The following is a 12047-nucleotide window of genomic DNA, read 5'->3' on the forward strand; positions in this document are numbered from 1 at the left end:
CGATCGGCCCGTGCCGCGTTACCGCCTGGACCCCACGCCCGAGCAGGAGCAAGCCCTGCTCTGGCATTGCGCGCACGCCCGGTACGTGTGGAACCTGGCCGTGGAGCAGCACGGTTTCTGGTCCCGGCACCTGCGCGGGAGGGCACCTGGCTACACCGAGCAGTGCCGGCAGCTCACCGCGGCCCGCGCCGCATTCGAGTGGTTGCGGGCCGGGTCCCAGACCGTGCAGCAGCAGGCGCTGCGTGACTTCGCGCAGGCGATGGCGAACTTCTTCGCCGGTACCCACCGGCGTCCCAACTGGCGCAAGCAGGGGGTGCACGAGGGGTTCCGGCAGGTCGGCGTCAAACCCCACCAGGTCAGGCGGTTGTCGCGCAAGTGGGGTGCGGTGCTGGTGCCCAAGTGCGGATGGGTGCGGTTCCGCTTGTCGCGGCCGGTGCCGGAGGGTGTGAAGTCCTACCGGGTCACCCGTGATCGGGCCGGGCGCTGGCACGTGGCGTTCGCGCACGTCCCGCCCCCGGTGCCCGGCCCCGGCGATGGGACCGTGGTCGGGGTGGACCGGGGCGTTGCCGTCAGTGCCGCCCTGTCGACCGGGGATCTGCTGAAGGTCCCCGGCCTCACCCCTGGAGAGAGGCGGCTCCTGGAGTTGCTGGCCCGCAAGTTGGGGCGTGCCCGGCGCGGTTCTGGCCGCCGCGCCAGGCTCAGGGCCGCGCTCGCCCGGCTCAAGGCCCGCGAGCGCGACCGGCGTAAGAACTGGGTGGAGCAGACCTCCACGATGCTGGCCCGCGAGTTCGACGTGATCGGTGTCGAGGACCTGCGCATCTCGGGCATGACCCGTTCGGCGAAGGGCACCAACCAGCGGCCGGGACGCAACGTCGCCGCCAAGGCGGGGCTGAACCGGGGCATCCTGGCCGGCGGTTGGGGTGCCCTGGTGGAGCGGCTGGAGCACAAGGCCCCCGGCCGCGTCCACAGGATCGATCCCGCGTACACCTCGCAGCGTTGTTCGGCGTGCGGGATCAGGGATCGGGAGGCGCGTGAGAGCCAAGCGCGTTTCCGGTGCCGGTCCTGCGGCCACGCGGGCAACGCCGATGTGAACGCGGCACGCAACATCGCCCACGAGACCAGACTCATATTCGTGTGCGCGGCGGCCGGACCGGCCGTTGCTGCGCGGGGACGCCCCGGGTTGCCGGGGCGGACGAACCGCGAACCTCAACCTGTCCTCCTTTCCTGAGGCCACGGGTTGGAATCCCCCTCGTTCACGAGGGGGAGGAGGTCAATCGGTTCAGACCTTCCAATGTGTGTGAGAGAGGACCGCACATGACGACAGTCGAAGGCACGTGCGACCCGGCGTTCTCCGGCGTGCGGGACGTCTTCCAGCGGAACTTCGCCGAGGGGCGGGAGGTCGGGGCTGCGGTGGCGGTGTACGCGGGCGGCCGCAAGGTGGTCGACCTGTGGGGCGGGGTCGCCGACCACCGCACCGGGCGCGGCTGGACCGCGGACACCCCGTGTTTCGGGTTCTCCTGTACCAAGGCGCTGACGGCGACGGCCGCGCTGCTGCTGGCCGAGCGGGGCGCCTACGACGTGGACGGGCCCGTCACCGCCTGGTGGCCGGAGTTCGGGGCCGAGGGCAAGGAGGGCACGACCGCCGCCCATCTGCTGTCGCATCAGGCGGGGCTGCCCGCGTTCGCCCGGCCCGTGTCCGCCGAGGAGGCCGCCGACGCCCCGGCGCGCGCCGCTGACCTGGCCGCGCAGAAGCCGGAGTGGGCGCCGGGCGAGGGGCACGGATACCACGCGCTGACCTACGGGTGGCTGGCCGGTGAGATCGTGCGACGGCTGTCGCCGGGCAACCGCACGGTGGGCGAGTTCGTCCGCGATGAGTTCACCGGCGACCTCGACCTGTGGATCGGAGCCCCGGACGAGGTCATCGAGCGGTCCGCCAAGCTGACCGCCAGGCGTCCCGGCAAGAACGCCACCGAGGCCCCCGCGAGCGGTGGCACGACCCCTCCGGTCCCCAGCGAGGACGGCGAAGTCCTCTCTCGTCTGGCGAGTGCCTACACCGACCCGGACAGCCGTCTCAACCGTGCTCTCAACAACCCCCACCCTGGGAAGGGCGGTTACAACAACCCCGTCGTGCTGCGCGCCGGTTGGCCGTCTGCCGGAATGCTCACCACCGCCCGCGCGCTGGCGGCCTTCTATGTCGACCTCGTGGCGGGACGGGTTCTCAAGCCCGAAACGCTCCGCGAGGCCGTCAAGCCAAGGGTCAGCGGCCCCGACCGCACGATGCTGGTGGACAGCGCCTTCGGCCTTGGCTACATGCGCCCGGCGACGACCTTCGCCATCCCGGCCGCTGGACGGAAGTCGGCGTTCGGCCACACGGGGGCGGGCGGCTCGATCGGCATGGGCGACCCCGAGGCGGACCTGACCGTGGCCTACCTTCCCAATCTGATGGGCGACCAGTTGTCCGGCGACCTGCGCGCCTTCAGGCTGGTAGGCGCCGCCTACGCAGCTCTGGAGTCCTGACCCGCTCGCCTTGTTCCGCCGGTTCACTGCATCGTGATGCCGCCGCTGACCGAGATGGTCTGGCCGGTGATGTACTCGGCGCGGTCGGTGCAGAGGAAGGCGACGATTCCCGCGATGTCGTCCGGGCGGCCTATGCGGCGCAAGGGGATCTGCTTGGCGAGCTTGTCGAGGAGCCCTGGGTGCTGGTCGGACACCGCTCGGACCATCGGTGTGTCGGTGGGGCCTGGGCAGACGATGTTGCTTGTGACCCCGCCGCGGGCCGCTTCGCGTGCGATGGTCTTGGCGAGCCCGAACAGGCCCGATTTGGTCGCAGCGTAGGCGCCCTCGCCGCCTGACCCGGCGCGCGCGCCGTCGGAGGAGATGAAGACCAGGCGCCCCCAGCCCCGCTCGGTCATACCGGGGAGGAGCGCGCGGGTCAGCTGCATGGGGGCGCGCAGGTTGATCCGCCACATGAGGTCCCAGTGCGCGGGGTCGCTCTCGACGAACGGCTCGACGATGCTGACCCCCGCGTTGTGCACCAGGATGTCGGTCGTCCCCATCTCCGCTGCGAAACGGTCGATGTCGGCGGGGTCTCCCAAGTCGACCCGTTGGGCGGTGCAGTCGTCGTTGAGGGACTTGGCCGTCTCCTGGGCGGCGGCCAGGTCGAGGTCCGCGACGACCACACGGGCGCCCAGCGCGGACAGGTCGGCGCAGATGGCTCGTCCTATGCCCCCGGCCCCGCCCGTGACCACGGCGGTACGGCCGGCGAGGCCGCCCATGGGGCTCGTCCCGTCCATCAGGTCCTCCATGCGGCGATGAGGTCGTCGGTCGTCACGCGCGCGGCCAGCAGGCTGATGGTGTTGGCCATGACGGCGTCGCCGTACTCGGCGGGCATGCCGGCCACCGCGTCCGTCAGCACCACGACCCGGTAGCCGAGGTTGACCGCCTCCAGGCACAGGCCCGGTATGCCGAGGTTGAGCGAGACGCCCACGGCCACGACCGTGCGGACGCTCATCGAGCGCAGGGTCTGGTCGAGGGACGTCCCGGTGAACGGGGAGAAGCCGTGGTAGCGGCGGGCCTCCAGGTCGGCCGGGTCGTCCAGTTCCGGTACGACCTCCACGGCCCCGGTGCCCTCCAGCATGTGCCCGGGGTCGCGGAGCAGGCCCTTGATGAACGGGGCGTTGTCGGTATGGGTGCCCGCCCGGTCGGCGCGGAAGGCGGCCGTGCACTGCACGACCCGTGCACCCGCCGCGCGGGCGGCCGCCGCGGCGCGGGCCGCGTTGCCGGTCACGCCGCGTTCCGTGCAGGACTTCACCAGCTCGGGGAACTTGGCGAGGTCGCCCACGACGCCGCGCTGCATCTCCATGACCAGCAGCGCGGTGTGCCGGGGGCCGGCCAGTTCGGCAAGGTCGATCGCCACGCGATCAATCTAGCATTTGCTTGGGAAGAAAAGCCGCTCGGGGCCGGGCGGCGTTCCCCGGTAGCGTTCCGGGCATGGAGGTACGCGATCTGCACCCGTGGCCGGACACGCCCGAGGAGGCCAGGGCGATCCAGGACCGGCTCCGCTCTCTGCTCGACCTCGACGACCCGGGCCCGGCCGACCCCCGCACGATCGCGGGCCTGGACGTCTCGTACGCGGGCGACGGCGACGACGGGGCCGCCCGCCTGGCCGCGGCCGTCGTGGTGCTGGACGCCGCGTCGCTGGAGGTCGTCGCGGAGTCGGTCGTCACCGGCACCGCGGCGTTCCCCTACGTGCCGGGGCTCTTCGCGTTCCGCGAGTTGCCCGCGCTCATCGAGGCGCTGCGGCGGCTGGCGGTGGAGCCGGACCTGCTGGTGTGCGACGGCTACGGGCTGGCCCATCCGCGCCGTTTCGGCCTGGCCTGCCATCTCGGCGTGCTGACCGGCCTGCCGTCGTTCGGGATCGCCAAGACGCCGTTCGTGGGCGCCTACGACCAGCCCGGCAAGGCCCGCGGTTCGACCGGCCCGCTGCGCGACGGCGAGGAGGTGGTGGGGCGGGCGCTGCGCACACGCGAGGGCGTCAAGCCGGTGTTCGTGTCGGTGGGGCACCGGATCGGCCTGGACGCCGCGTGCCGGATCGCGCTCGCGCTGACCCCGGAGTTCAGGCTCCCGGAGACGACCCGCCGCGCGGACCGCCTCTCCCGCGACGCCCTGGCCGGCGCGCTCCCGTCCTGAGGCGGCCGACCGGCACCGGAACCGGGTATTGTTCGCCAACCAAGCGTGCGCTAGGTTGGCTCGCGATGGACCAGCCGCGCCCCGTACCAGCGCCGAACCCGCGCACCGAGCCCTACTGGGCCGCCTGCGGGCGTGGTGAACTGGCGCTCCAGCGCTGCGCCGGATGCGCGCGGTACGTGCACTTCCCCGAGCCCGCCTGCCCCTACTGCGGCGGCACCGACCTGCCGTACGAGACGGTGGGCGGGCGCGGGACCGTGCACACCTTCAGCGTCGTACACCGCTCGTTCCTGCCCGGCTTCGAGCCGCCCTACGTCGTCGCGTGGATCGACCTGCCCGAAGGCGCCCGCGTCTTCGGCGACGTCACCGGCTGCCCGCCCGAGACGGTCCGGATCGGGATGGCGGTCGAGGTGTGTTTCGACGACCTGGAGGACTTCGGCCCGATTCCCCACTGGAGGCCCGCGTCATGACCCGAATCGGCAATGTCCTCTACGGCGCCAAGGACGTCGAAGAAGCCGTCCGCTTCTACCGCGACGCCCTAGGGCTGGCCGTGAAGTTCCAGGACGGAAGCCGGTTCGCGGCACTGGACGGCGGCGGCACCACGTTCGCCATCGCGGGCCCCGAGGAGGACGTCACCGGGGGCGAACCGGCCGTGTCGTTCAAGGTGGACGACGTCACCGCCATGACGGACAAGCTCACCACGGCGGGGGCGCGGCTCGTCCGCGGGCCCGAGGAGGGCCCGCACGAGGTGCGCGCCGTACTGCGCGATCCCGCGGGCAACCAGTTCGTCCTCTACGCAGCACGCCCCGACCCCTTGTAACCCCCCAGCAAGGAGACGAGCCATGGCGCGAGTGAAATCCCCGTTCAGCAACTACGCCTACGCGATCCTCACCGCGAACGCGCTGCGCACGCCCGAGAAGGTGGCGCTGCGGTACTGCGGCGAGCAGAGCCTCACCTACGACCAGCTCAACCGGAAGGTCAACCGGGTCGCGCACGCGCTGCTGGCGGCGGGGGTCGGGCCCGGCACCCGCGTCGCCTCGCTGATGAACGAGACCCTGCACGTCGCCGAGGTCTACCTGGCCCAGATGAAGGTCGGGTCGATCGTGGCCGCGCTCAACCCGTACTGGCCCGCCGACACCCTCCGGCAGGTCGTCGAACATTCCGAATGCACCGCGTTCGTGTACGACGCCACGGTCGAGAAGCTGATCGAGGAGATCCGGCCGGACCTGCCCGGGGTGAAGCTGTGGCTTCGCGTCGGCGGCCCGGGCGAGGGCTCGGTCGACCTCGACGCGCTGGCCGGCGCCGCGACCGAGGACGAGCCGGCCCTGGGCGGGTCCGGCGACGACCTGCTCGCGCTCTTCTACACCTCCGGCACGACCGGCCTGCCCAAGGCCGTCATGCACACCCACTCCAGCTCGCTGGCCAGCGCGCAGATCTGGCTGGACGTCGACCGGGACCAGGACTCGGTCATGGGCACCGGCGCCATCATCTGGGGCATCGGCTTCCCCGCGCTCGTCGGCCCGGCGTTCTACGCGGGAATGACGCTGGTGCTAGAGCAGGACTGGGGGCCGTCCAACTTCCTCAAGGTCGTCCCGAGGGAGAAGGTGACCCACGTCAGCCTGATCCCCAGCTTCTTCTCCGCGCTGCTCGGCTCCGACGAGCACGAGGGCGTGGACCTGTCGTCGCTCACCTCGATCGTGCTGGGCGGCGAGCCGCTGCTGCCCGGCCTGCGCGAGCGCATCATGAAGCGGCTGCCCGGCGCGGCGATCTACAGCTACTACGGGCAGACCGAGGCGCCGTACACCTGCTTCGGGCGCCAGGACGACGGCAGCCAGGACATCTCCTCGGTCGGCCGGGCCCGCATGTCGTGCGCGGTGCGGGTCACCGGCCCGTCCGGCGCACGGGTCGTCGGCGAGGTCGGCGAGATCAACCTCAACGGGCCCAACGTCATGGCCGGGTACGACAAGCTGCCGGACAAGACCGCCGAGGCGCTGCGCGGCGGCTGGTACGTGGGCGGCGACCTGGGCCGGATGGACGAGGACGGCTTCCTGTACGTGCTGGGCCGCCGCGAGGACTCCATCCTCAAGGGCGGCCAGTGGTCGCAGCCCGCCCAGATCGAGGAGGCGGCGATCGAGGTCGACGGCGTCGCGGAGGCGGGCGTGGTCGGCGTCCCCGCGCATCCGGAGGGCCGGGACGCGGTCGAGCAGAAGATCCTGCTCGCGGTCGTGCCGCGGGCGGGCGCCGCGCTGGACGCCGATTCGGTGCGGGCGGCGCTCGCCGGCCGGCTGCCCGCGCACCAGGCACCCGACACGGTCGTCGTCGCCGCCGAACTGCCGCACACCCAGGACGCGTCCGGCGGCCCTGGCAAGCTGCTGCGCCGCGGCATCCGCGACCAGTACGCCGACCGCGTCCAGTAGCAGAGGGAGTAGATGAGCACCCAGCCTGAACATGCCGTCAAGACGTGGATCTCCGGGTTCGGCGTGGCCGTGCCGCGCGGCGCGACCGCCCCGGACCCGGAGGCCCTCGAAACCGCCGCCGCCGACCTGACGCCCCCGCTGGTGGTGAAGGCGTACGGCCCTGGCCTCCTGCACAAGAGCGACGCGGGCGCCGTGCGTCTCGACCTGGAGTCGGCGCGGGCCGCCGCCGACGCCGCCGCCGAGATGGCCGGGGCCCTGGGCGCCCGGGAAATCACGCCGGACGGCTTCCTCGTGGAGGAGCAGGCGGCGGCGGGCGTCGAGGTCATCGTCGGCGCCGTGCGCGACCCGGCGTTCGGCCCGGTGCTGCTGGCCGGGCTCGGCGGGATCTGGACGGAGGTGCTGCGCGACACGGCGCTGCGCCTGTGCCCGATCACCGAGGCCGACGCCCGCGCGATGCTGGACGAGCTGCGCGGCCGGGCCCTCCTGGACGGCTTCCGCGGCGGCCCGCCCACAGACCTGGACGCCCTGGTCAAGGTGCTGCTGGCGGTCGGCGGTCCGGGCGGGATCGTGGAGTCGCTCGGGCCCCGGCTGACCGAGTTCGAGCTCAATCCGGTCATCTGCGGGCCCGCGGGCGCGATCGCCGTCGACGCCCGGCTCCTGACCTCGGACGAGCCCCCTGAACAGCTCGCGGAGGAGCCGGCGGCCCGTCCCGCCGAACCGCACACGGACTTCGACCGGCTCTTCGCTCCGCGCGGCGTCGCCGTCGTCGGCGCGTCCACCAAGAGGCCCGGCTTCGGCAATATGTTCCTGAACTTCTACAAGGCCGCCGGCTATCAGGGACGGCTCGTCGCCGTGCACCCCACCACGCCCGAGATCGACGGCGTGCCCTGCGTCCCGTCCCTGACCGGGGCGGACGTGGACTACGCGCTGGTCGCGGTACCCGCTGCGCGCTGCGCGGACGTCGTGCGCGAGGCCGCGGGCATCCCGTTCGTCCAGGTGATGAGCGGCGGATTCCGCGAGATGGGCGAACCGGCCCTGGAGGACGACCTGCTCGCCGCGGCCCGTGCCGCGGGCGTGCGGCTCCTGGGCCCCAACTGCATGGGCGTCTACTCCCCCGCGGGCGGCCAGACGTTCCTGGGCGGCCCCCAGGGGCGTCCCGGACGCATCGCCGTGATCTCGCAGAGCGGCGGGCTCGCGGGCGAGGTCATCAAGGTCGGTGAACGGCGCGGCCTGGCCTTCTCCAAGGTCGCCACGGTCGGCAACAGCGCCGACGTCACCCCCGCCGAACTGCTCCGCCACCTCGCCGCCGACGACGAGACCGCCGTGATCGGCCTCTACCTCGAGGACCCGCGCGACGGCCGCGGCCTCTTCGAGGCCCTCCAGCCGCTGGAGAAGCCGGTGGTGGCCCTGGTCGGCGGCCGAAGCGGGCAGGGCCGCAAGGCCGCCGCGTCGCACACCGGAGGAATGATCGGCGACGACCGGGTGTGGTCCGCGCTCGCCGCCCAGGCCGGCATCACCCTCGTCACCTCCCAGGACGACCTGATCGGCGCGCTGGACCTGCTCGACCTGCACGCCTCCCGCGCGGCGCCGGCGGGCCCGGGCGTCCTCGTCATCGGCCCGAGCGGCGGCGCCAGCGTCCTGGCCGCCGACGTGTTCGACACCGCCGGGATGGAGCTGAGCCCGCTGCCCGCCCCCGCGACGGCCGCGCTCCGCGGGCTCGGCCTCGGCGCAGGCAGTTCCCTGGCCAACCCCCTGGAGATACCGGTCGGCCCCAAGGCCGACCCGGAGCTGGTACGTCTCGCCGTGACGGAGATCCTGGCCCACCACCCGTACGCGGACGTCATCACCCACGTCAACGCGCAGAGCTTCTTCACCTTCGGCGACAGCGCCGAGCCGCTGCTGGCGTACACGCGCGCCGTCGGCGCTCTGCAGCGGCAGCTCACAGCCACCCGGATCACGCTGGTCGTCCGGAACTCCGAATGCGCCCCTCCCGGCGTGGAGGACGCCGTCCGCGACCTGGCACGCGAGTCGGGCGTACCGGTCTACCGCAACATGGAAGCCGCCGCGGTCGCGGTCACGGCGGGCAAGAGGAGCGCGCATGGGACAGCTTGACGGCAAGGTCGCCCTCATCACCGGGGGCGCGCGGGGCATGGGCAAGGCCCACGTCCGGCGCTTCGTGGACGAGGGCGCCGCGGTCGTCTTCGGCGACGTCCTGGACGAGGAGGGCGCCAAGCTCGCCGCCGACCTCGACGGCGCCTCCTACGTGCACCTGGACGTCACCCAGCCCGCCGGCTGGGAGGCCGCCGTGCGCGCCGTCCTCGACGCGCACGGCGCGCTGCACGTCCTGGTCAACAACGCCGGGATCATGCGGCACAAGAGCATCGAGGAGATGGACCTGGACGAATGCCGCCGGATCATCGAGGTCAACCTCATCGGCCAGTGGCTCGGCATCAAGACCGTGACCCCCGCAATGCGCGAGTCCGGCGGGGGCTCCATCGTCAACGTCTCGTCCACCGAGGGCTTCAACGGCGCCGCGGGCATGGCCGCCTACAGCGCCAGCAAGTTCGGCGTGCGCGGCCTGACCAAGTCCGCCGCCCGTGAGCTGGGCCCGGACGGCATCCGCGTCAACTCGATCCATCCCGGCGGCATCGTCACCGCGATGTCGATGCAGCAGGACATCGTCGAGGCCACCGCGGACCGCGCCCAGGCCCTCGTCGACGGCCTCCCGCTGCGCCGGCTCGGCGGCACCAAGGAGGTCTCCGGCCTGGTCGTCTACCTGGCCTCGGACGACTCCTCGTACTGCACCGGCAGCGAGGTCCTGGTCGACGGCGGCTTCACCACCGGCTTCTAGGGCCGGCCCGCGGCGGTGCCCACTCCTTCTCCAGCTGCGCGGCGAGCGAGATGAGCGTGGCCTCGTCCGCGTCGTGGCCCAGGAGTTGGGCCCCGATGGGCAGCCCCTCCTCGCTCAACCCGGCGGGCACGTTCACCGCGGGCCACCCCAGTACGTTCCAGGGCCACGCGTAGGGGCAGGCCGCGGCGACTCCGCCTTGCGTCCTGCGCCATCCGACGCCCTCATAGGCTCCGACCCGCAACGGCAACTGGGCGGTCGTGGGCGTCAGGACGACGTCCGCATACCGGAAGATGCGGCCCACCCTCCTGTGCAGCCTGGGCTCCAGCCACCGGGCCAACGGCAGGAGTCTGCGCCCCGCGATCCGGCCCAGGCGGGCCTCGGCCAGCGTCCGCGGTTCGAACTCCCCGCCCTCCATTGACTCCACCCAGTCCGCGACCCCCGACGTCCCCCGGGGCACGAGCCCCAAGGCCACCGGCCCGTAGTCGGGGTCGGCCGGGAAAACCTTGTGCCCCAACGCCGTCAGCCTCCGCGCCACCCGTTCGACGGCCGCCCGGATCTGCGGATCCAGCCTCCCGCCCGACCCGAATGCCATCCGGAACGACACCGCGACCCGCAACCGCCTCGGCTCGGCACCCGCCGCCTCCTCGAACGAGGACACGGGCGCGTCCAACCGGTGAACATCCTCCGGGTGGTTGCCGCTGAGCACGTCCAGGAGCAGCGCCGCGTCCCCGACGCTCCGCGCGAGCGGCCCGCAGACCGTCAATCCGTAGAAGGGCTCCCGGTGCGGATGGCCCGACACCCGTCCCCGCTGGGGCTTGATCCCCACCAGCCCGGTCCACGCGGCCGGGATCCGGATCGACCCGGCCCCGTCCGACCCCACGGCACCGGCGACCATTCCGGCGGCGACCGCCGCGGCACTCCCCCCGGAAGACCCGCCCGGGGTGTGATCCGGATTCCAGGGATTGCGGGCGCAGCCGGTCGACGACTCGCTGAACGGCCACAACCCGATCTCGCACGTTGTCGTCTTGCCCACGATCACCGCACCCGCCGCCCGCAGCCGCCGCACCACCTCGGCGTCCTCGACCGCGACGGGATGCCGTCCCCCGACCGCGAACGGCGTGGTCTCCCCCGCCAGATCCGTGTCGTCCTTGATGGCGACCGGCACGCCCAGCAGCGGCGGCCGCTCGCCCTCCCGCAGCCGCTTGTCGGCCTCCCGGGCCTCGTTCAGCGCGGCCTGTGCCCGCACGACCCGGAAGGCTCCCAGCGACCGGCCCTCCTCCGCGGCCCGCAGCGACTCCCCGACCAGTTCCTCGGCCGAGACCTCGCCGCGCCGCAGCGCCGCCGCCTGCTCCCGCAACCCGAGCACCGCCGGCCCCTCTCGTTCGTTCGAACGAACGATACGCCGGCCTCCCCGAATGCGAAAGACTGTGCACGTGACCCGCGACCGGATCCTGCAGGCCACCCTGCGCCTGATCGGCGAGCAGGGCGTGGGCGCGGTGACCAACCGCGCCGTGGCCCGCTCGGCCGGCGTCTCCCTCGGCTCCCTGACCTACCACTTCCCGAGCCAGTCCGACCTGCTCCGGGAGAGCCTGCGCACCTTCGTCGACAACGAGATCGCCCGCGTCACGGCCCGCGCCGCCCGTCTCCAGGGCGCCGATCCCGAACAGGCCGCCGACGAGGTCGAGAAGGCCATCGTCGACTTCGCGCAGGGCCCCGAACAGATCGCCAGCCTGGAACTCCACCTGCACTCCGCCCGCGACCCCGCCGTCCGGGAGGCCGCCACCCGCTGCGTGGAGGCCTACGACCGGCTCGCCGCGGCCATCCTGAGCGCCCTGGGCATCCCCGACCCCGAACGCCGCGCCCCCGCCGTGGTCGCCATGCTCTACGGCCTGGCGGTCCGCCGCCTCGCCACCGGCGACACCTCCGCCACCGGCACCGCCGAGGCACTGCGCCTCCTCCTCAACGGCACCCACCCCTGAAAAGGCTTCTGGCCCGTACGGCCCCAGAGCGGGGTACAAGGCCGTACGAGCCAGAAACCAGTCTCAATCAGGAACCTCAGTCGGAACCTCAGCCGACGTTCGCTCTGCTCTCCG

12 protein-coding genes are annotated in these 12047 nt (G+C 72.7%); 9 read left to right on the forward strand and 3 right to left on the reverse strand.

The window, feature by feature from the left end:
- Window positions 1-10: 10 nt before the first annotated feature.
- Both ABD340_RS37960 and ABD340_RS37965 read left to right on the forward strand, forming a co-directional pair.
- The gene (locus ABD340_RS37960; protein ID WP_344595786.1) at window positions 11-1228 is read left to right on the forward strand and encodes an RNA-guided endonuclease InsQ/TnpB family protein; all 1218 of its coding nucleotides are present in this window, start codon (window positions 11-13) and stop codon (window positions 1226-1228) included.
- Between the two features lie 86 nt (window positions 1229-1314).
- A complete protein-coding gene (locus ABD340_RS37965; RefSeq protein WP_344595787.1) occupies window positions 1315-2517 on the forward strand; it encodes a serine hydrolase domain-containing protein in 1203 nt (400 codons plus the stop codon).
- A gap of 23 nt (window positions 2518-2540) precedes the next feature.
- On the opposite strand, the gene ABD340_RS37970 is transcribed toward ABD340_RS37965, so the two are convergent.
- Both ABD340_RS37970 and ABD340_RS37975 read right to left on the reverse strand, forming a co-directional pair.
- The gene (locus ABD340_RS37970; RefSeq protein ID WP_344595788.1) at window positions 2541-3293 is read right to left on the reverse strand and encodes an SDR family NAD(P)-dependent oxidoreductase; all 753 of its coding nucleotides are present in this window, start codon (window positions 3291-3293) and stop codon (window positions 2541-2543) included.
- Window positions 3293-3916 (reverse strand): isochorismatase family protein, encoded by a 624-nt coding sequence (locus tag ABD340_RS37975; RefSeq protein WP_344595790.1) that lies wholly within the window; start codon window positions 3914-3916, stop codon window positions 3293-3295. The genes ABD340_RS37970 and ABD340_RS37975 overlap by 1 nt, the downstream gene beginning before the upstream one ends.
- 74 nt (window positions 3917-3990) lie before the next feature.
- Between ABD340_RS37975 and ABD340_RS37980 the strand changes: the two genes are divergently transcribed.
- The 6 genes from ABD340_RS37980 (at window position 3991) to ABD340_RS38005 (ending at window position 9954) form a co-directional block, all read left to right on the forward strand.
- The gene (locus ABD340_RS37980; protein ID WP_344595792.1) at window positions 3991-4689 is read left to right on the forward strand and encodes an endonuclease V; all 699 of its coding nucleotides are present in this window, start codon (window positions 3991-3993) and stop codon (window positions 4687-4689) included.
- Window positions 4690-4754: 65 nt separating this feature from the next.
- Entirely contained in the window at window positions 4755-5156 is a 402-nt protein-coding gene (locus ABD340_RS37985) for a Zn-ribbon domain-containing OB-fold protein (protein WP_344595793.1), read from the forward strand.
- The gene (locus ABD340_RS37990; protein WP_344595795.1) at window positions 5153-5506 is read left to right on the forward strand and encodes a VOC family protein; all 354 of its coding nucleotides are present in this window, start codon (window positions 5153-5155) and stop codon (window positions 5504-5506) included. Before ABD340_RS37985 ends, ABD340_RS37990 begins: the two co-directional genes overlap by 4 nt.
- A gap of 22 nt (window positions 5507-5528) precedes the next feature.
- The gene (locus ABD340_RS37995) at window positions 5529-7103 is read left to right on the forward strand and encodes a class I adenylate-forming enzyme family protein (RefSeq protein WP_344595797.1); all 1575 of its coding nucleotides are present in this window, start codon (window positions 5529-5531) and stop codon (window positions 7101-7103) included.
- Window positions 7104-7115: 12 nt separating this feature from the next.
- Window positions 7116-9215: an acetate--CoA ligase family protein gene (locus ABD340_RS38000; protein WP_344595798.1), complete on the forward strand. Its 2100-nt coding sequence runs from the start codon at window positions 7116-7118 to the stop codon at window positions 9213-9215.
- Entirely contained in the window at window positions 9202-9954 is a 753-nt protein-coding gene (locus ABD340_RS38005) for a glucose 1-dehydrogenase (protein ID WP_344595799.1), read from the forward strand. Before ABD340_RS38000 ends, ABD340_RS38005 begins: the two co-directional genes overlap by 14 nt.
- Here ABD340_RS38005 and ABD340_RS38010 read toward each other — a convergent pair.
- Window positions 9938-11416 carry an amidase gene (locus ABD340_RS38010; RefSeq protein ID WP_344595801.1) on the reverse strand — a complete coding sequence of 493 codons (1479 nt, stop codon included), beginning with the start codon at window positions 11414-11416 and terminating at the stop codon, window positions 9938-9940. The two genes, ABD340_RS38005 and ABD340_RS38010, sit on opposite strands and share 17 nt — an antisense overlap.
- Here ABD340_RS38010 and ABD340_RS38015 point away from each other — a divergent pair.
- Window positions 11370-11933 carry a TetR/AcrR family transcriptional regulator gene (locus ABD340_RS38015; RefSeq protein WP_344595802.1) on the forward strand — a complete coding sequence of 188 codons (564 nt, stop codon included), beginning with the start codon at window positions 11370-11372 and terminating at the stop codon, window positions 11931-11933. The two genes, ABD340_RS38010 and ABD340_RS38015, sit on opposite strands and share 47 nt — an antisense overlap.
- The last annotated feature ends 114 nt before the right edge of the window (window positions 11934-12047 follow it).

Origin of the sequence: Actinomadura vinacea, assembly GCF_039532545.1 — a bacterium.
In the GTDB taxonomy this organism is placed as follows: domain Bacteria; phylum Actinomycetota; class Actinomycetes; order Streptosporangiales; family Streptosporangiaceae; genus Spirillospora; species Spirillospora vinacea.

Coding starts and splice junctions, on each gene's coding strand:
- ABD340_RS37965 (WP_344595787.1), top strand. CDS start 1,315: ATGACGACAGTCGAAGGCACGTGCGACCCGGCGTTCTCCGGCGTGCGG.
- ABD340_RS37970 (WP_344595788.1), bottom strand. CDS start 3,293: ATGGACGGGACGAGCCCCATGGGCGGCCTCGCCGGCCGTACCGCCGTG.
- ABD340_RS37980 (WP_344595792.1), top strand. CDS start 3,991: ATGGAGGTACGCGATCTGCACCCGTGGCCGGACACGCCCGAGGAGGCC.
- ABD340_RS37985 (WP_344595793.1), top strand. CDS start 4,755: ATGGACCAGCCGCGCCCCGTACCAGCGCCGAACCCGCGCACCGAGCCC.
- ABD340_RS37990 (WP_344595795.1), top strand. CDS start 5,153: ATGACCCGAATCGGCAATGTCCTCTACGGCGCCAAGGACGTCGAAGAA.
- ABD340_RS37995 (WP_344595797.1), top strand. CDS start 5,529: ATGGCGCGAGTGAAATCCCCGTTCAGCAACTACGCCTACGCGATCCTC.
- ABD340_RS38000 (WP_344595798.1), top strand. CDS start 7,116: ATGAGCACCCAGCCTGAACATGCCGTCAAGACGTGGATCTCCGGGTTC.
- ABD340_RS38005 (WP_344595799.1), top strand. CDS start 9,202: ATGGGACAGCTTGACGGCAAGGTCGCCCTCATCACCGGGGGCGCGCGG.
- ABD340_RS38015 (WP_344595802.1), top strand. CDS start 11,370: ATGCGAAAGACTGTGCACGTGACCCGCGACCGGATCCTGCAGGCCACC.